The organism is Sorangium sp. So ce1335 (assembly GCF_051521615.1).
Classification (GTDB): Bacteria; Myxococcota_A; Polyangia; order Polyangiales; family Polyangiaceae; genus Sorangium.
Genome location: NZ_CP150363.1, coordinates 7429300 through 7447419, shown reverse-complemented (window position 1 = coordinate 7447419; position 18120 = coordinate 7429300). Strand labels below are relative to the sequence as shown.

Here is an 18120-nt window from a genome sequence, read left to right as displayed (position 1 = left end):
CAGGCGCCCTAGATGAAGCTGTCGTAGGGACGCCTGCGCGCGCTGTCGCTCCGGACGTTCTCGGCGCCGGCATACTCGAGGATCATTTCGAGGATCTCCGCGTCTCGGTGCGACTGGGCGTGAACGCCGACGAGGATCTCGCCTTGCTGCAGGCCGGCCTCGTGGACGCGCGCGCGGTGCTCGGGGACGCCGGCGGCGACGAGCGCGCCGACGAGCCCGCCCGCCGCGCCGTCCGCGCCCGCGAGCGCGGCCTCCATCGGCCCCGCCGCCACGATCCCCAGGCGGGGGAACGTCACGGTCGCGCCGAGCGCCGCGGACGCGGCGGCCGTTCCCACGGCCCCCGCCCCCGCGCCCACGGCCCCCGCCCCCGCGCCCACGGCCCCCGCCCCCGCGCCCACGGCCCCCGCCCCCACGGCCCCGAACGCCGCCCCATCGATGCCGGCGCCCGCCGCCGCGCTGGATCCGGTTCCGCCCTCGACACGCTGGCCGCGCGCGGCGTGACTCATGACAAGGCTGATGGCGTCGCGCCTGTATCCACAGCTCATGACGCGCTCAATAGCCCTCTCGGCGCCCGACCAGGTCTGCAGCAGACCTGTCACCAGCTTTGCCCTCACCGACAGCTCCTTTCCCCAGGTACGTCCCCGCGCAGGCGCGACCCCCTCGCTGTATTCTGGAATCACACACGGGGGCCAGCAGAGGACGTGCCAGAAAAAAATGCCGGAGATCCCCGGGATCCAGCGCTGTCGGCTGTGGACGGTAGCGCGACCCACTGCGCACAGACGCCACACTGAGGCGTCATTGCAGCGCAGACGAACTGCCGTCACGCAGCGGGCTGAGCGGCATGGTGGGGGGAAAGGGCGGTGATGCGAGCTCAGCGATGCAGCCAGATCCGGAGCAGCGCGAGGAGCTGCTCGGTGTCGACGGGCTTCGAGATGTAGTCGGTCGCGCCCGCCTCCAGGCACTTCTCCCGGTCGCCCTTCATCGCCCTGGCCGTGACGGCGATGATGGGCAGCGTCTGGAACACGGGACGTTTGCGGATCGCGCGCATGGTGTCGTATCCGTCCATCTCCGGCATCATGATGTCCATGAGGACGACATCGATGCCGCTCGTCCGCTCCAGGCGCTCGATGGCGGCCTTGCCCGTGTCCGCGGCGAGGGTCGTCATCCCGTGGCTCTCGAGGACGGTCTTCAGCGCGTAGATGTTGCGGAAATCGTCGTCGACGATCAGCGCGCACTTGCCGGAGAGCGCGGCGGCCGACTCGTGGAGCTGCTCCACGAGGTGCCGCTTCGGCTCGGGCAGATCCGAGAGCCGGCGGTGCAGCGCGAGCGTCACCTCGTCGTAGAGGCGCTCCCGCGACTGGACGTGCTTCACGGGGAGCCGCTGCGCCAGCCGGGCGATCTGCACCTCGTCGTCCCCGGCGATGTCGGCCGGGGTGTACACGATCGCCGTCAGCTCGGCGAAGCGCCCGGCGCGGTCGAGGTGGTCGATGAGCTCCAGGCCGGACATGTCGGGCAGGCGCAGCCCGAGCACGAGGGCGTCGAACCCCTCGCGCTCGAGCGCGGCCAGCGCCGCCTGGCCCGTCTCCACGGGGGTGATCGCGACCCCCTCGTCCTGGAGCAGCTCGGCCACGGGGTCGCCTGCGGCCCTGTCCGGCTCGACGAGGAGCAGCCGGCGCCCCGGCGAGCTGACGAGCGCGTCGAGCCGCTTGAACGCGTCGTCGAGCGCCGTTCTGCTGCTCAGCGGCTTGTTGAGGAGCCCGATCGCGCCCATCCGCCGCGCGCGGCACCGCTCCTCCTCCGTCTCCGTCGTGATCACCTCGACCGGGATGTGCCGCGCCTGGAGATCGCGCTTCAGGCAGTCGAGCACGCGCCAGCCGTCGATGTCGGGCAGGTTGATGTCCAGCGTGATCGCCTGCGGCCGGAGCTCGCGCGCGAGCGAGAGCGCCGTCGCGCCGCGGACGGCGACGACCGCCTTGAAGCCGTGCTCCCGCGCGACGTCCACGAGGAACCGGGCAAAGACGGTGTCGTTCTCGACGATCAGGAGCGCGCGATCGCCCGGGCGCACGCTCTCGCTGTCGTCGACGATCTGGAGGTCGGTCGCCGCGGACATGCGATCGGACGGCCGGCTGCTGTGGACGGGCTCCTCGTGGATTACCGGCGCGTCGAGGACGTGCGTCGGCTGCCGCCGCGCCGCCCGCACGGGCCGGTAGGTGCGCGGCAGGTAGAGGGTGAACGTGCTCCCGCGGCCCGGCGCGCTCACGAGCACGAGGTCGCCGCCGAGCAGCCGCGCGATCTCCCTGCTGATCGCGAGCCCGAGCCCGGTGCCGCCGTACTTCCTGCTCGTGCTCCCGTCCGCCTGCTGGAACGCCTCGAAGATGATCTGCTGTTTGTCCGGCGCGATCCCGATGCCGGTGTCGTGGACAGACAGCGCGATCACCGTGTCGGCCCGGCTGAGCACATCGTTCTCACGGCTCCAGCCGTCGCCGGCCACTGTCACCTCCAGGATCACCCGGCCGCGCTCGGTGAACTTGAAGGCGTTGGAGAGCAGGTTCTTGAGCACCTGCTGGAGCCGCTTCGCGTCGGTGAGCATCGACGGCGGCAGCTCGGGCGAGAAGGCGACCTCGAACTCGAGCTTCTTCGCCTCGGCGACGTGCCGGAACGTGCGCTGCACGTAGTCCGACAGATCCTTGAAGCTGATCTCGCCGACGTCGACGACGACGGTGCCCGACTCGATCTTCGAGAGATCGAGGATGTCGTTGATGAGCGCGAGGAGATCGGTGCCCGACGCGTGGATCGTCTTCGCGAACTCGACCTGCCGCGGGGTGAGGTTCTGGTCGTTGTTCCTGGAGAGCTGGTCCGAGAGGATGAGGAGGCTGTTCAGCGGCGTCCTGAGCTCATGGGACATGTTGGCCATGAACTCCGACTTGTACTTGGAGGTGAGGGCGAGCTGCCGCGCCTTCTCCTCGAGCGCCTGGCGGGCCTGCTCGACCTCGTGGTTCTTCCGCTCGACCTCGACGTTCTGCTCGGCGAGCAGCCGCGCCTTCTCGCCGAGCGCGGCGTTCGTCTCCTGGAGCTCCTCCTGCTGGCTCTGGAGCTCGCGCGCGAGCGACTGGGACTGCTTGAGCAGGTCCTCGGTGCGCATGTTCGCCTCGATCGTGTTGACCACGATGCCGATCGACTCGGTGAGCTGATCGAGGAACGCCTGGTGCGTCGGGCTGAAGCGCTCGAGCGACGCGAGCTCGATGACGGCCTTCACCTGCCCCTCGAAGAGCACCGGCATGACGATGATGTTGACCGGGGGCGCCTCGCCGAGGCCGCTCGTGATCGTGATGTAGTCCGGCGGCGCGCCGACGAGGAGGATCTTCTCCTTCTCGAGGGCGCACTGGCCGACGAGCCCCTCGCCCAGCTTGAACTGGTTGTCCACGTGCTTGCGCTGCTTGAACGCGTAGCTCGCGAGCAGCTTGAGGACGGGCTCTTCACGGGAAGAGTCCATGATGTAGAAGACGCCCTGCTGCGCCGTGACGACGGGGGCGAGCTCGGAGAGGATGAGCCGGCCGACCGTGAGGAGATCCTTCTGCCCCTGGAGCATGCGCGAGAACTTGGCGAGGTTGCTCTTGAGCCAGTCCTGCTCGCTGTTCTTCAGCGTCGTGTCCTTGAGGTTCCGGATCATCTCATTGATGTTGTCCTTCAGCGCCGCGACCTCGCCCTGCGCCTCGACCTTGATCGACCGGGTGAGGTCGCCCTTGGTCACGGCGGTGGCGACCTCCGCGATCGCGCGCACCTGCGTCGTGAGGTTCGCCGCGAGCCGGTTCACGTTGTCGGTGAGGTCCTTCCAGGTGCCGGCGGCCCCGGGCACGCTCGCCTGCCCGCCGAGCTTGCCCTCGACGCCGACCTCGCGCGCCACCGTGGTGACCTGATCCGCGAACGTCGCGAGCGTCTCGATCATGCCGTTGATCGTGTCCGCGAGCGCGGCGATCTCGCCCTTCGCGTCGACGATGAGCTTGCGCTTGAGATCGCCGTTGGCGACCGCGGTCACGACCTTGGCGATGCCGCGCACCTGGTTCGTCAGGTTGCCGGCCATCGAGTTCACGTTGTCGGTGAGGTCCTTCCAGGTGCCTGCGACGCCGCGGACGTCGGCCTGGCCGCCGAGCTTGCCCTCGGTGCCGACCTCGCGCGCGACGCGCGTGACCTCGGAGGCGAAGGAGTTGAGCTGATCGACCATCGTGTTGATGGTGTTCTTGAGCTCGAGGATCTCGCCCTTGACGTCGACGGTGATCTTCTTGGAGAGATCGCCGTTGGCGACGGCGGTCGTGACGGCGGCGATGTTGCGCACCTGGGAGGTGAGGTTGCCGGCCATCGAGTTCACGGAGTCGGTGAGGTCCTTCCAGGTGCCTGCGACGCCGCGGACGTCGGCCTGGCCGCCGAGCTTGCCCTCGGTGCCGACCTCGCGCGCGACGCGCGTGACCTCGGAGGCGAAGGAGCGGAGCTGGTCGACCATCGTGTTGATGGTGTCCTTGAGCTCGAGGATCTCGCCGCGGACATCGACGGTGATCTTCTTGGAGAGATCGCCGTTGGCGACGGCGGTCGTGACGGCGGCGATGTTGCGCACCTGGGCGGTGAGGTTGCCGGCCATCGAGTTGACGGAGTCGGTGAGGTCCTTCCAGGTGCCGGCGACGCCGGTCACCTCGGCCTGGCCGCCGAGCTTGCCCTCGGTGCCGACCTCGCGCGCGACGCGCGTCACCTGCGCCGCGAAGGCGCTGAGCTGATCGACCATCGTGTTGATGGTGTTCTTGAGCTCGAGGATCTCGCCCTTGACGTCGACGGTGATCTTCTTGGAGAGATCGCCGTTGGCGACGGCGGTCGTGACGGCGGCGATGTTGCGCACCTGGGCGGTGAGGTTGCCAGCCATCGAGTTCACGGAGTCGGTGAGGTCCTTCCAGGTGCCGGCCACGCCCTTGACCTCGGCCTGGCCGCCGAGCTTGCCCTCGGTGCCGACCTCGCGCGCGACGCGCGTGACCTCGGAGGCGAAGGAGTTGAGCTGATCGACCATCGTGTTGATGGTGTTCTTGAGCTCGAGGATCTCGCCCTTGACGTCGACGGTGATCTTCTTCGAGAGATCGCCGGTGGCCACGGCCGTCGTGACGGTCGCGATGTTGCGCACCTGGGCGGTGAGGTTGCCGGCCATCGAGTTGACGGAGTCGGTGAGGTCCTTCCAGGTGCCTGCGACGCCGCGGACGTCGGCCTGGCCGCCGAGCTTGCCCTCGGTGCCGACCTCGCGCGCGACGCGCGTGACCTCGGCGGCGAGCGAGCTGAGCTGATCGACCATCGTGTTGATGGTGTCCTTGAGCTCGAGGATCTCACCCTTGACGTCGACGGTGATCTTCTTCGAGAGATCGCCCTTCGCGACCGCGGTGGTGACGGTCGCGATGTTGCGCACCTGGGCGGTGAGGTTCGACGCCATCGCGTTGACGGAGTCGGTGAGGTCCTTCCAGGTGCCGGCGACGCCGCGGACGTCGGCCTGGCCGCCGAGCTTGCCCTCGGTGCCGACCTCGCGCGCGACGCGCGTGACCTCGGAGGCGAAGGAGTTGAGCTGATCGACCATCGTGTTGATGGTGTTCTTGAGCTCGAGGATCTCGCCCTTGACGTCGACGGTGATCTTCTTGGAGAGATCGCCGTTGGCGACGGCGGTCGTGACGGCGGCGATGTTGCGCACCTGGGAGGTGAGGTTGCCGGCCATCGAGTTCACGGAGTCGGTGAGGTCCTTCCAGGTGCCGGCCACGCCCTTGACCTCGGCCTGGCCGCCGAGCTTGCCCTCGGTGCCGACCTCGCGCGCGACGCGCGTGACCTCGGAGGCGAAGGAGCGGAGCTGGTCGACCATCGTGTTGATGGTGTCCTTGAGCTCGAGGATCTCGCCCTTGACGTCGACGGTGATCTTCTTGGAGAGATCGCCGGTGGCCACGGCCGTCGTGACGGCGGCGATGTTGCGCACCTGGGCGGTGAGGTTGCCAGCCATCGAGTTGACGGAGTCGGTGACGTCCTTCCAGGTGCCGGCCACGCCCTTGACCTCGGCCTGGCCGCCGAGCTTGCCCTCGGTGCCGACCTCGCGCGCGACGCGCGTGACCTCGGAGGCGAAGGAGCGGAGCTGGTCGACCATCGTGTTGACGGTCCTGGCCGTCCTCAGGAACTCGCCGTCGAGCAGCCGGCCGTCCGCCTCGAGGGCCATCCTCTGCGAGAGGTCGCCCTCGGCGACGGCCCCGATGACGCGCGCCGTCTCGACCGTGGGGTGGACGAGATCGCCGATGAGCGCGTTCATGCACGCGATCTCCTCGGCCCAGGCCCCGCTCACGTCGCCGATGGAGGCGCGCTGCGAGAGCTTTCCCTCCTTGCCCACCACGCGGCTCAGCCGGCGGAGCTCGTGGGCCATCTTCTCGTTGAGCTCGATGACGTCGTTGAACGTGTCCGCGATCTTCCCGTCGAGCCCCTCGAGATCGATGGGCAGCCGTACCGAGAAGTCGCCCTTCTTGAGCGCCGTCAGCGACAGCAGCAGCGTGCGCCGGTCGAGCCCGCCCCGCTCGACCGGCGGCGCGGCGCGGGCGACGTCCGCGGCGGGGGCCTTCTTCGCGCGCGCAGCGCCGTGCAGCCCCTCCGCGGGCGCGCCCTTCTTGCCCTTGCCATTGCCAGCTCTCGTCTTGCGGGCCGCCTTGTCGAGGTCGCTACGCTGCTCCATGCCGCTGTTCTCCTGGCCCTCCCTGCGAGCGGGGCCGATCTGTCAAGGGAAACGAGGGCGCGCCCCGGACACCGACGTGCCCCGGAGCGCCGCAAGCGGTCGGGTCGGGGGCCCTGGCGCCGCCCGGGCAGGCGGCCCTCGCATCGCCGCGGGGCGGCGAGGGGGCGGCGACGGGACAGGCGCTCTCGCCGGAGGTGCGGCGCCATCGACGACTCCGGGAAACGAACGATGTCGCGGGGCGCGCGCGCCGCCGCGGAGCGGGGCTCTCGCCGCCCGACCGCGTGGATTCCGTCGAGTCCCATCGATGTCAGGCGTCGCCGCACGATGCGCGTCCGCGCCCACCGCACGACAGCATGGTTTCGTATACTACGCAGGCGCGCGCCCGGGCAAGCTTCGCGCCGCGCGCAACGCGTGTCTTGTACGGCTTACCTGTCGTGCGTGGGTGTGGGCCCGGGGCGCGGCGGGCAGCCCACGCAGCCACGCTGTCGGAGCACCGCGTGGGCAGCCGCGCGCGGGGAGCGGCGGTGGGTGCGGCGAAGGACGCTGCCTCAGGCCACGTCGGCCTTCGGCGTCCGGCGCTTCGGTCGGAGAGAGCGCGGCTTGTCCCGCGGCGTGACGATGCAGTAGCGCCCTGCCTCTCCCACCTTCTCGTGGACACCCGACTCCAGGACCTCGCGTGCCGGCCTCAGCGGTGGAAGCCATCGCGACACGCTCGCGAGGCACGAGGGGCGCTCGGGGAAGGGCGAGTGGCGGGGGCGCGGCCGCTCGGGCGGGGCGTGCGGGGCGTGCGAGGCGTGCGAGGCGTGCGAGGCGTGCGAGGCGTCCACGGAGCGATCCGTGGCCGCGTCCTGCGCCCGCTCCAGGGCTGCGTCGAGCGCCCGCTCCGGGGGCGCGACAGCGTCGAGCGTTCGCTCGGACGGGGCGCCGTACGGCGGCTGCTCGGTGAAGAAGGCCGCGTGCGGAGGCCGGTCCGAGAGGGCGGCGTGCGGCGGCCGCTCCGAGGTGGCGGCGTACGGCGGCCGCTCGGAGGGCGGGCCATACGGCGGCCGCTCGGTGAGGGCGGCGTGCGGCGGCCGCTCCGAGGTGGCGGCGTACGGCGGCCGCTCGGAGGGCGGGCCATACGGCGGCCGCTCTGCGAGCGCGCCGTGCGTCCCGTCCGGCGAGGCGCCGCTCTGCGCAGGGTGCAAGCCGGACGATGCGCGCCGCTTCGCTGTCGTCGCGGCGATCCGGAGTCGGAGATCCTCGACGTGCCTCGCGAGCCGCTCGGTTTCCTCCGTGAGCCGCGTGAAATCATCGACCTGGCTTCTGCGCTGCGACATAAACGAGTCCTTTGCTGCGTTTATCAGCCGATCTCGATTCTCTGGCTCGCGTCAGTGCACAACGCATGCCGAGCGGGCGCAGTCCCCTCGAACGGAACGTGCCAGGCGGAGCCAAGCGAGGGTGTGGCGAACCGCCGCATGGGGGCAAAGGTGCCTCCACGCTGTAATCGCGATCTCTGCTGCAGGCCAGCGCGGCGTGCGGAAAGTGGTGAGAAAGCGCGGGGGCGGAAGCGCGGCACGGGTTGTGCCATGGCGGGGCCCCACACAAGATGGATGAGCCCGGCGCGCCCCGCTGCGTCACGGACTTCGTTGCCGGGCCGACGAGCGCGTCAGGCGTCGTGCGCCCCGGGGTTCGGGCTGGAGACGCGCGGCGCGCCATGGCGGATTGAAGGAGCCTGTCCATGCAGAACTCGGTCTTCGAATCGCTGGGTGCCCGGCTGGGGATCCCCACGGATGGCCTGTGGCCCTGGCTGATCGTGGCGGCGAGCGTTCCGGTCGGCCTCGGGCTCGCGCGGCTCGTCGTTCACGCGTTCCGTCGCGCCGCCTCGCTTGTCGTGCGGAGGACGTCGACGCCGTGGGACGAAAAGATGCTCGACGCGGCAATTGGCCCCGTGACGCTTTGCCTCGGCGTCATCCTGACGGCTGGCCTCGCCAGGATGACGCGGGTCGGGCAGGAGCTCGTGGCCGATCTGCGGTCGCTCCTCTCGGCGCTGTTCATCGGCGGGGTGGCGTGGTTGCTCATGCGCGTCGTGGGCATCCTCACGGAGGTGCTCGACGCGCGCGCCGTGCGGCACCTGGAGGAGGGGAGCGAGTCGTCGCGCGGGCTCCGCACGCAGGCGCGCGTGCTCGAGCGGGTCGCGCGGGTGATCATCGTGATCGTCGCGGGCGCGCTGGTGCTCCTGAACTTCGAGACCGTGCGGAACGTCGGTGTCTCGCTCCTCGCGTCCGCCGGCATCGCGGGCGTCGTGCTCGGCCTGGCGGCGCAGAAGCCTGTCGGCGCGATCCTGTCGGGGCTCCACATCCTGTTCACCCGCCCCATCGACCTCGGCGACAAGGTGGTGGTGGACGGAGAGTTCGGGACGATCGAGGAGATCCGGCTGACGCACGTGGTCATGAAGATCTGGGACGAGCGGCGGCTCATCATCCCGACCGCGCGGCTCCTCGACCAGTCGTTCCAGAACTGGTCGAAGCACGGCTCGGAGAAGCTCGGCACCGTCGAGATCTACGTGGATTACCGGACCCCCGTGGACGCCGTCCGCGCGCACTTCGAGTCGATCTTGCCGAACAGCGAGCTCTGGGACAGGCGCGTCAAGGCCGTCCAGGTCACGAACGTGTCAGAGCGCACCATCGAGGTGCGGTTTCTCGTCTCGGCCCGCGATCCGGGGAAGCTGTTCGATCTGCGGTGCTGGGTTCGCGAGGAGATGCTCCGCTGGGTCCGGGAGCTCGAGGACGGCCTGTTCCTGCCGCAGGAGCGCTTCACGCGGGCGTCTCCCGTCGCCGAGGCGATCGAGCGGCGCGGCCCGGTGTCGGGCCGCGCGCGGCGGGCTGGAGGGATGGACGGCGCGCCCGACGTGGCGACGTGAGGAGCGCGCCTGCTACGTAGCGTAACGCCACACCGCGGCATCCGGGCATGGTGGAATGTTGGCGTGCTCATCTGCAGTGTCGCACTCTCGTGAACTCCCCGTCTCACGCCTGACAATCCGGCGATAGCCCGACGATAGCTCGGCGACGGTCCGAGGTGCGGAACAGGCCATCACGCCTGACCGCGGCCGATCAGGCGCCGCCGTGGCGGCGCCCTGCGCGAGGCAGCTTGCCGACCGCCACCGGGAGCAGGAAAGCGGCATACGCTTTGCAGTGGCAGCGTATGTAGAAAAAGCCCGCGACATTGCCCGTCAGCCGTCGACCGCGTCGATCGCGCGACGAGGTTCTCGCCACGCCCCCGAGGGGGAAGGGGGCGTTGGCAGGTCGGAACTGCCCTCCCGCTCATGCGCAGCTGTCTGCGCGGGAACCCAGGAGCAATGCGCCATGAATTGGGTCATCAGGGTCACGCGGATTGGCGGTATTGATGTCGTTGCTCACGCGGCGTTCGGCCTGCTCATCCCGCTCGGGGCGCTCCAGTGGGGGGCGCGGCACGGCGGGAGCGGCGCGCTCTTCGGCTGCGCGCTCGGCGCGGCGCTGCTCGGGTGCGTGGCGCTGCAGGCGCTCGTGCACGGGGTCGTCGCGCGGCGGCTCGGGCTCGGGCTGAGCGAGGTGCTGCTCTCGCCGCTCGGCGCGGTGGCGCGGCGCGCGCGCCCGGCCGCCGGGTGGGTGCGGAGCGGGGCGCTCGGCCTCGCGGCGAACTTCGCGCTGGCGGTGCTGTTCTTCGTGGCGGTGGGCGCGCTGCGCGGGGCGGACGAGCTCCGGTGGGCGTCGGTGCTCCAGGCCGCCGAGGCGCCCTCGCGCGAGACGGCGCTCGTGTGGGTCGCGAGCGCGAACCTCGGGATCGCGACGCTCGGCCTGCTGCCGGCGCTGCCGGTCCAGGGGGGCCGCGTGTTGCGGGAGGCGCTCTCGCCGCTCACGGGAAGGTGGCTCGCGACGTCGGTGACGGCGACGATCGGCCAGGCGATGGCGGCGGTGCTGTTCTTCATCGCGCTGTTCGGGGGGCAGCTGCTCGTCGCGGTGCTGTCGGCGATCCTCTTCCTCGGGGCGCGGCGGGAGTGGAGCGCGGCGCAGGCGGTGATGGCGCCTGTCGAGGTGACCGCGTGCCGTCCGTTCGGCGAGGGCAGGTCGGTGCAGCTCTGGCCGGGCGAGCTCGTGGGGGACGCGGCGCGGCGCATCCTGGCGAGCCAGGAGCCGGATTTCCCGGTGGTCTACGAGGGGCGCGTGATCGGGATCGTGACGCGCGCGGACGTGATGCGGGCGCTGGCTGCCGGGGAGGAGGGGGCGTTCGTCGCGTGGATCATGCGGTGTGACGTGCCCAGGGTGGCGGCGGACGTCTCGCTCGACGAGGTCGGGCGGAAGATGGTGGAGAAGAACACGCCGGTCGTGGCGGTGTTCGATGGGGAGAGCTACCTGGGGCTCGTCAAGCACTCGGACATCGCGGGGGCGCTCACGCGGGGGAGAGGGGGGCGGCTGGGGAGGATTCACCTGGCGGCCCAGGCGGGGTAGCCAGCCCGGCCCGAGCCACGCCGCGCGACGAGCGCCGCCCCCTCGGGCCTGCGGTCGTGGACAGGGGGGTGGCTCTAGACCAACAAACGGGCTGAGCCCGCCTGAAACGCGCAGAACGTCGAACCGCCAAGGCGCCAAGGACGCCAAGATCTTGTCTCCTTCTTGGCGTCCTTGGCGCCTTGGCGGTTCATTTCTCGCTCGATCAACGCGATCGTCGTTCTAGCGAAACGCCCCGCCCCCCGGGGAGGGGGCGGGGCGTTGTCGGGGGCTCGCCCTCGGGGCGGAGCCTCAGTCGTTGCGCAGGAAATTGAGCTTGAAGGAGACCACGAGCACGAGCGCGTCCTGACTGATGCGACGCTTGCCCCAGTTGACCCCGATGTGCAGCCCCTCGATCGGCTCGAGGTTCGAGGGGAGACCCACCGTGTGCGTGAGCGTCTTGGTGAAGTTCCACTCAGGCTTCTTGTTCGCGAGCGCCGAGTTGACGGCCTTCATGATCGTGTGGTCGATGATCGAGGGAATGCCGCGGATGTCGGCCTCCTCGAGCTCGATGTTGAACGCGAGGACGTTCCCCTTGTTCTTCTCGATGATCTCCGGGGAAATGAGGACCTTGAGCTCATCGAGCTTGATCGTGGGGGTGACGACCGGGATGGACCACTTCAGCTCCGCAGGACAGTTGACACGCAGGCCCATGTCCTCGACCAGCGTGATCTCGGTCGGCTTGCCCAGGTAAAGCCAGCGATCCGTCTTGTCGTCGTCGTCCAGATGGATTTTCACGGGGAGGAACTCGCCCAGAATCTGGACGAGATCCTCCCGCGTGATGATGGCTTCGAGCCACACGTGCAGCGCCTCAGCTCAGGTGATGACCGCTCTCGCCGCCCGGCCGCCCCTCCATGCCGTAGTGCGAGTTCCCCGTCTCGGACGAGGAGACCGCGCCCTTCACCGCGTCGACCGCGCTGCCCACCTTGCTCTGGACCTGGCGCTCGGCCTGCTCGACCTTGTGGGTCGCCTTGCTCTTCAGGCCGTCGAGGCGGTTCACGATGTCACGGCGGAGCGCCTGGCCGGAGGTCGGCGAGAGCAGCACGGCCACGCCCGCGCCCACGGCGATGCCGGCGCCGAAGAGCGCCAGGGTCGTGAGCGGGCTCCGCTTGCGCGCCAGCCCGACCCAGCCGAGCACGTCGTCGACGCCGAGCGCGCCGACGGTCGCCGCGATGCCGGCGACCGCCTTCGCGACGTCGAACGCCGTCGTCTTGGCGGTCGTCGCAGCGACGCCCGCGCCGACAGCCGCCGACTCGTACACACCCTTCGCAGTCCCCATCGCGTCATTCAGTCGGTTCGTCATGGCTCTTGTCTCCTTGTGACGGACACGACGTCCGCCGGTTCGTGACGGCTCGCATTGCAGGCCCCGGACCAACCCTCAGATCCCGCTGTACGGCCCGCTTGTCCCCGCGTCCTCCTCCCACGCCCATGACGCCCGCGTGACGAAATGCCACATCTGTCGTGACGCGCCCCGGTGCACCTGCGCCCCCCGTGCCAGAACGCCCGCCGCAGGACACCCGCCACAGCACGCCCGCCGCCCGCGACGCCGTCAGAAACGGAACAAGGGGTTGTCTGGAAGAAGCGCGGTGCGGGTCGATCGGGTCCGAGCCATCTCGTCCCTGCCGAGCCGAGCCAACCGCTTGAGCCGAGCCGACCGCCGACCCAAGCCGCCGCCGAGCGGGGCGCGCCCGCACAGGAGACGGGCCCAGATCGGCGTTTTCGGCGCGCAGGCGCACTCCAGTGCGCTGAGCACCGAAAACGTCGAGATGGGCCCGTATCCGCAGCGGGCGCGTCCCGCTCAACGGGCAGGGGCGTGGGCGACGCCGAGGAGCACGACGTCGACGCGGCGATCGTAGCCATAGGAGTACATCGGCTGGGTGCCGACCGCCTCGGCGGCGCCCGTCGCGCGCGTCGTGATGCGGTCCGCAGGGATGCCCTCCTTCACGAGGATCTCCTTCACCCGGCTCGCGCGACGCAGCGAGAGATCCTGGTTGTAGGCCTGGGCACCGCGGGGGTCGGCCCGGCCGATGAGCTCTATCCTCGCGTCCTTCAGGTTCGAGGAAAGCAGGCAGTCGACGACCGCCCGCAGCTCCAGGTGCTCCTGTGGCAACGGCTCGGCAGCGTCGAAGGCGAAGTGCGTCTTGGGCAGCCGGCAGACATCGGCGATGTCCGCCCCCAGGGTCAGCCCGATGAACCGATCCTCGCCCTCCCGCAGATCGGGCCACTCCACCTTGTAGACACCGTCCCTGCCCGGGTGGGGCAGCCTCGGCTCCGCGGCAGCCGACTGCGCGGGCGCCGGTGGCGCGGCGCACGCTGCGAGGAGCGAGAGCGCCAGCGCGCCCAGGAGAGCCCTGGGCAGTTTGAACGTCGACATCATGGTTTCCCTCCTTCCGAGGTGCGCAACGTGAGCAGCGGGACATGACGCCAGCGGAGAAGGCGCGAGCCTCCCCGTCCCGCCATCACCAGCGCTCGCCTCACATCAAGCCGCTTGTTGTTCGGAGGAGGTCTGTTCAAGACCCGTGCCGGGCTGGTGAACGTCATGTGTCAAACCCGGCGCGGCCCGGGCAGCGCGCGACCCGCGTTGTCGGCGGCGCGGCCGGCCGATGCGCCGCCGGCCGCGCGCGCTCGTGCGCCGCCGGCCGCGCGCGGTCCCGGCGCGGATCAGCCGGGGGAGGAGGGCTCCCGCGCCTCGAGCTTCGGCCAGGTGAAGCGGAACGTGGCGCCGGCGCCGACGGCGGACTCGACCCACGCGCGCCCGCCCTTGCTCTGGACGATCTTCTGGACGACCGACAGCCCGATGCCGGTGCCCTCGACCTTGTCGCGCGCCTTCAGCGTCTGGAAGATGCCCCAGATCCGATCGTGGTACTCGGGCGCGATGCCCGAGCCGTTGTCGGACACCGAGAACTCCCAGAACGGGCCGGCGTCGCGCGCGCCGATCCGGACCTCCGGGTCGGAACGCCCCGCGTGCTTCAGCGCGTTGCCGATGAGGTTCAGGAACGTCTGCTGGAGCGGCGCGCGCTCTGTCACGAGCACGGGCATGTCCGGGGCGATCTCCACGCGCGTCTCCGCGGGCGGCGCGAGCAGCTCGACCATCTCCCGGAGGAGCTTGCCGACGTCGATCGTCTCGGGCTTCTCCCGGATGCGGCCCGCGCGCGAGTAGCTGAGGATGCCGTCGATCAGGTTCTCCAGCCGGTGCACGCGCCCGCGGAGCAGGTCGAGCTGCTTCCGGCTGTCCGCCGTCATCTTGTCGGCCAGGTCCTCCTCGATCCACTGCGACAGGTTGGCGATGCCGCGCAGCGGCGCCTTGAGATCGTGGCTCGTGACGTACGCGAACTGATCGAGCTCCCTGTTGCTGCGCTCGAGCGCCTGCACGAGCCGCTGCCGCTCCTCCTCGGCGCGCTTCTGATCGTCGATGTCCGTGTACGTCCCGAACCAGCGGACGATGCGGCCCGCCCCGTCGCGCGCGGCGACCGCCCGGCCGATGAACCAGCGGTAGGCGCCGTCCGCGCGCCGGAGCCGGCACTGGTTCTCGTACGGCTCGCCCGTCTGCAGCGACTGCCGCCACGTCTCGATCGCCCGCTCGTGCTCCTCGGGGTGGATGATCCGGCTCCAGCCCTCGCCGTCCGTGTCCTCGGGCGTGAGCCCGGTGTAGTCGTACCAGCGCTGGTTGAAGTACTCGTGGTGGCCGTCCGGGCGGTTCGTCCAGACGAGCTGCGGCATCGTCTCGGCGAGCAGCCGGAACTGCGCCTCGCTGTGCTTCAGCTCCTCGGCGAGCGTCTCGACCTCCTTGCGCACCGTGACCTCGCGCTCGAAGAGGAGCGCGTTGTCGACGCTGAGCGCCGCGCGCCGGGCGAGCTCTTCGGCGAACTGGACGTCGGCCTTCGTGTAGCGACGGCCCGACTCGGCGTGCACGAGCGTCATCGCGCCGAGCACGCGCCCGCGCGCCGCCAGCGGTACGACGACGTACGACCGGAGGCCGAGCTCGCGCGCGATCCGCAGGTGCTCCTCGTCCCGGGTGTGCGCGGCGAGCAGCGCGTCCGTGATCTCGGACGCCCACTCGGTCTGGCCGGTCCGGAGCACGTTCGGCACGCCGGTCGGCGACGCGGGGTCGACCGGGTACCGCTCCTCGATCTGCCGGACGAACGCGACCTTGGCCGGGTCGGTGTGCTGGACGGCGACGCGCTGGATGGCGCCGTCCTGCCCCTGGATGTCCACCGCGCACCAGTCCGCGAGCAGCGGCACGACGAGCCGGGCGAGCTGCCCGAGCGTCTCGCGGAAGTCGAGCGAGGACGAGAGGATCTCGCCCGCGCCGGCGAGGAGGCTGACGTTCGCCTCGGCGCGCTTGCGCTCGCTGATGTCGAGCACGTAGGTGAGGTTGCGCCGCTGCGTCTCGATCCGGGCCGAGCCGACGAGGACCGCGACGCGCCTGCCGTCCTTGCGGATGTACTCCTTCTCGAACTGCTTCGTGACGCCGTGGATGTTCAGCTCGTTCACCGCGTCGTGGTGGACGTGCTCGTACTCGGGCGGGGAGAGCTGCTGCCAGTTGAGGCGCCCCTCCTTGAGGTCGTCGCGGGTGTAGCCGACCATGGAGAGGAAGCAGTCGTTCGCCTCGAGGACGCGCCCCTCGTAGTCGCTGAAGAGCAGGCCCATCATGCTCGTGTCCATGATGCGCCGGAACACCTCGTCGCTCGCCTGCCTCTCCAGCTGGCGGAGCGCCGCCTCCTGCCGCTTGATCTGCTCGGCCCTGCGGTGCAGCTCGACGAAGACGGCCACCTTCGCGCGGAGGATGTCGGGATTGTACGGCTTGACGACATAATCGACCGCGCCCGCGCCGTAGCCGCGATACAGCCGCTCCTCGTCCTCCGGCAGCCCCGAGATGAAGATGATTGGCGTGTGCCGCGCCTGATCGAGCCCCCTCACGCGGGCGGCCGTCTCGAAGCCGTCGATACCGCGCATCTTCACGTCCATGAGGATGAGCGCGAACTCCTCGCGGGTGAGGTGCTCGAGCGCCTCCTCGCCGGATTGCGCGGTGACGAGCCGCTGCTTCAGCGGGTCGAGCACCGCCTCCAGGGCGATGAGGTTCGGGCGGTGATCGTCGACGAGCAGGATGCTCGCGACGGGCTCGGAGGTCGTGGAGGACGTGGAGGATGCGGAGGGGGAAGGTGCGCCAGGCTGGAGCGGGGCCTTCATGTTCTGGGGGCTCAGCCCTGGCTTTCGGTCGGGCATAACGAAGACGGTTAACGGCGCCCGGACCGTCTGGCAAGCGAAAGCGGCGCTCGCACGGCCGGGTCGAATTCTTCGGTCTTCCGCGGCTTCCCACGGGTTCCTGCGTCAGGCGCGGCCGGACGGGCCTCTTGCCGCCACGCTGTGGCGATCCGTCTCGCGCGGCGAACGGAGGCGGCTGTCGCCCGCGCAGGGCCGCGCCGCGGCAGACGGCCGCCCGTGGCTGGCATGGGGCCTGCTGGAACGATGGTGGACGGCGGATCGAGAGTTCGTCGAAGGAGCACCCATGCGATTCCAACTCAAGCTGGCCTTCCTGGTCGGCGCGCTCGCCGGCGCGCTGCCGCCTTCGCTGGCGAAGGCGGCCGACGGCGCGGGGCTCTTCGCGCTGCCGCCGAGCCGGCTCGACGCGGCCGATCGCGCGGCGCTGCGGGCTCATGCGCCGAGCGGAACGGCTGGAAGGACGGTCATGGGGCTGATCCAGCGCGCGGTGATGGCCACGATGGCCCCGCCGCCGGCGGAGCTGCACGTGGCGCCCCTCGTGAGCCGAGGTGGCGGCGGCGGGCTCCGTCTCGTCCTTCCTGTGTGCGAGGATGGCTGTTCGCGTTACGCGTCGCGCGGAGTCGTCCTCGTCACGCAGCAGGCGCCCGACTCGCCGATGGCGTGGCTCGCCGCGGTGAGCAACCGCACGGCGCAGCCGACCGACGGGCCGCCCGGCCTGGCGCCGCTCCGGGAAGAGGCGCGGAACGCGCGCGCGAAGGTGCCCCAGGAAGAGGAGAGCGCGCTGCCCGAGTAGGCGCGCCGGCGCGCGGAGCGGCGGAGTGCGCGCCGCGGAGAGCGCCTGTCGCCGCGGCGACCTCCGGGGCGCTCGAGGGCGAGGCGTGGAGTCGGCGCAAGGGGGATGTCGCGAGCGCAGCTCTCGGGTAACCGCATGTTCAGCGCATGTTCAGCGCATGTTCACCGCGTGTTCACCACCGTTGCGGGAGCGCGCGGCGGGGTCCGGGCGGCTCACGGCGGGGCGGACGCGACCGCGTCGCGCAGGGCGCGGAACATCTCGGCGAGCTTCTGCGGCTGGTAACTGGCGTTGAGCCCGCTCGGGTTCGGCAGCACCCAGATCCGCGTCGCGCCGATCGTCTCGGGCTGGGGGCCTGGCGCGGCCTGGGGCCGCCCGAACGCGCTCCGGTAGGCGCCGATGCCGAGCACGGCGAGGAAGCGGGGGCGGTGCTGCCGCACCTTGGCCGCGAGCTTCAGACCGCCCGCGGCGAGCTCGTCGGGCGACAGCTCGTCGGCCGACGCTGTCGCGCGGTCGACCACGTTGGTGATCCCGTAACCGAGCTTCAGCAGCTCGCGCTCCTCGAACGGAGACAGCACGCGGTCGGTGAAGCCGCCAGCATGAAGCGCCGGCCAGAACCGGTTGCCGGGGCGGGCGAAGTTGTGCCCGACGGCCGCCGTGTAGAGGCCGGGGTTGATGCCGCAGAAGAGGACGCGGAGGTCGGGCGCGATGACGTCCGGGACCGTCTTGCCGGCGGCGGCAAGGAGCTCTTCTTTCGTGGGTCTCCGGGGGCGGGGGTGGGGCCGGGGCCGGGACGGGGGGCGGGGTCGGGGAGCGGTGGGCACGGGCGTTCCGGGCAGGCGCGGCGCAGCGCCGGCCGCAGCTTACGACGGCGTCGC

Annotated in this window: 11 protein-coding genes; 3 read left to right on the top strand and 8 right to left on the bottom strand. The window is 70.7% G+C overall.

What is annotated here, in order from left to right:
* Positions 1-8 precede the first annotated feature (8 nt).
* The 3 genes from WMF24_RS27455 to WMF24_RS27445 all read right to left on the bottom strand — a co-directional run bounded on the left by WMF24_RS27455 (position 9) and on the right by WMF24_RS27445 (position 8046).
* Complete coding sequence (locus WMF24_RS27455) at positions 9-545, bottom strand: hypothetical protein (protein ID WP_437730355.1); 537 nt, start codon at positions 543-545, stop codon at positions 9-11.
* 326 nt (positions 546-871) lie between these two features.
* A complete protein-coding gene (locus tag WMF24_RS27450) occupies positions 872-6727 on the bottom strand; it encodes a HAMP domain-containing protein (RefSeq protein WP_437730354.1) in 5856 nt (1951 codons plus the stop codon).
* A gap of 548 nt (positions 6728-7275) precedes the next feature.
* Positions 7276-8046, bottom strand: coding sequence for a hypothetical protein (locus WMF24_RS27445; RefSeq protein ID WP_437730353.1), 771 nt, complete (start codon positions 8044-8046; stop codon positions 7276-7278).
* Between the two features lie 401 nt (positions 8047-8447).
* On the opposite strand from WMF24_RS27445, the gene WMF24_RS27440 reads away from it, so the two are divergent.
* Positions 8448-9629, top strand: a complete 1182-nt coding sequence (locus tag WMF24_RS27440) for a mechanosensitive ion channel family protein (RefSeq protein WP_437730352.1) — start codon at positions 8448-8450, stop codon at positions 9627-9629.
* A 442-nt stretch (positions 9630-10071) separates the two neighbouring features.
* Positions 10072-11193, top strand: coding sequence for a CBS domain-containing protein (locus WMF24_RS27435; protein WP_437730351.1), 1122 nt, complete (start codon positions 10072-10074; stop codon positions 11191-11193).
* A 288-nt stretch (positions 11194-11481) separates the two neighbouring features.
* On the opposite strand, the gene WMF24_RS27430 is transcribed toward WMF24_RS27435, so the two are convergent.
* The 4 genes from WMF24_RS27430 to WMF24_RS27415 form a co-directional block, all read right to left on the bottom strand.
* Positions 11482-11967, bottom strand: a complete 486-nt coding sequence (locus WMF24_RS27430; RefSeq protein WP_437730350.1) for a hypothetical protein — start codon at positions 11965-11967, stop codon at positions 11482-11484.
* Positions 11968-12040: 73 nt separating this feature from the next.
* Complete coding sequence (locus tag WMF24_RS27425; RefSeq protein WP_437730349.1) at positions 12041-12532, bottom strand: YtxH domain-containing protein; 492 nt, start codon at positions 12530-12532, stop codon at positions 12041-12043.
* 495 nt (positions 12533-13027) lie between these two features.
* On the bottom strand, positions 13028-13606 hold the full coding sequence (locus WMF24_RS27420; RefSeq protein ID WP_437730348.1) for an OmpA family protein: 579 nt from the start codon (positions 13604-13606) through the stop codon (positions 13028-13030).
* A gap of 284 nt (positions 13607-13890) precedes the next feature.
* Positions 13891-16455, bottom strand: coding sequence for a PAS domain S-box protein (locus WMF24_RS27415; protein WP_437730347.1), 2565 nt, complete (start codon positions 16453-16455; stop codon positions 13891-13893).
* A 283-nt stretch (positions 16456-16738) separates the two neighbouring features.
* Here WMF24_RS27415 and WMF24_RS27410 point away from each other — a divergent pair, with 283 nt between their 5' ends.
* Positions 16739-17245, top strand: coding sequence for a hypothetical protein (locus WMF24_RS27410; RefSeq protein WP_437730346.1), 507 nt, complete (start codon positions 16739-16741; stop codon positions 17243-17245).
* A gap of 212 nt (positions 17246-17457) precedes the next feature.
* Here the strand turns inward: WMF24_RS27410 and mug are convergent, their stop codons facing one another.
* Positions 17458-18066 (bottom strand): G/U mismatch-specific DNA glycosylase, encoded by a 609-nt coding sequence (gene mug, locus WMF24_RS27405; RefSeq protein ID WP_437730345.1) that lies wholly within the window; start codon positions 18064-18066, stop codon positions 17458-17460.
* Between the last annotated feature and the right edge of the window lie 54 nt (positions 18067-18120).

Coding starts and splice junctions, on each gene's coding strand:
- WMF24_RS27455 (WP_437730355.1), bottom strand. CDS start 545: ATGAGCTGTGGATACAGGCGCGACGCCATCAGCCTTGTCATGAGTCAC.
- WMF24_RS27450 (WP_437730354.1), bottom strand. CDS start 6,727: ATGGAGCAGCGTAGCGACCTCGACAAGGCGGCCCGCAAGACGAGAGCT.
- WMF24_RS27445 (WP_437730353.1), bottom strand. CDS start 8,046: ATGTCGCAGCGCAGAAGCCAGGTCGATGATTTCACGCGGCTCACGGAG.
- WMF24_RS27440 (WP_437730352.1), top strand. CDS start 8,448: ATGCAGAACTCGGTCTTCGAATCGCTGGGTGCCCGGCTGGGGATCCCC.
- WMF24_RS27435 (WP_437730351.1), top strand. CDS start 10,072: ATGAATTGGGTCATCAGGGTCACGCGGATTGGCGGTATTGATGTCGTT.
- WMF24_RS27425 (WP_437730349.1), bottom strand. CDS start 12,532: ATGACGAACCGACTGAATGACGCGATGGGGACTGCGAAGGGTGTGTAC.
- WMF24_RS27420 (WP_437730348.1), bottom strand. CDS start 13,606: ATGATGTCGACGTTCAAACTGCCCAGGGCTCTCCTGGGCGCGCTGGCG.
- WMF24_RS27415 (WP_437730347.1), bottom strand. CDS start 16,455: ATGCCCGACCGAAAGCCAGGGCTGAGCCCCCAGAACATGAAGGCCCCG.
- WMF24_RS27410 (WP_437730346.1), top strand. CDS start 16,739: ATGCGATTCCAACTCAAGCTGGCCTTCCTGGTCGGCGCGCTCGCCGGC.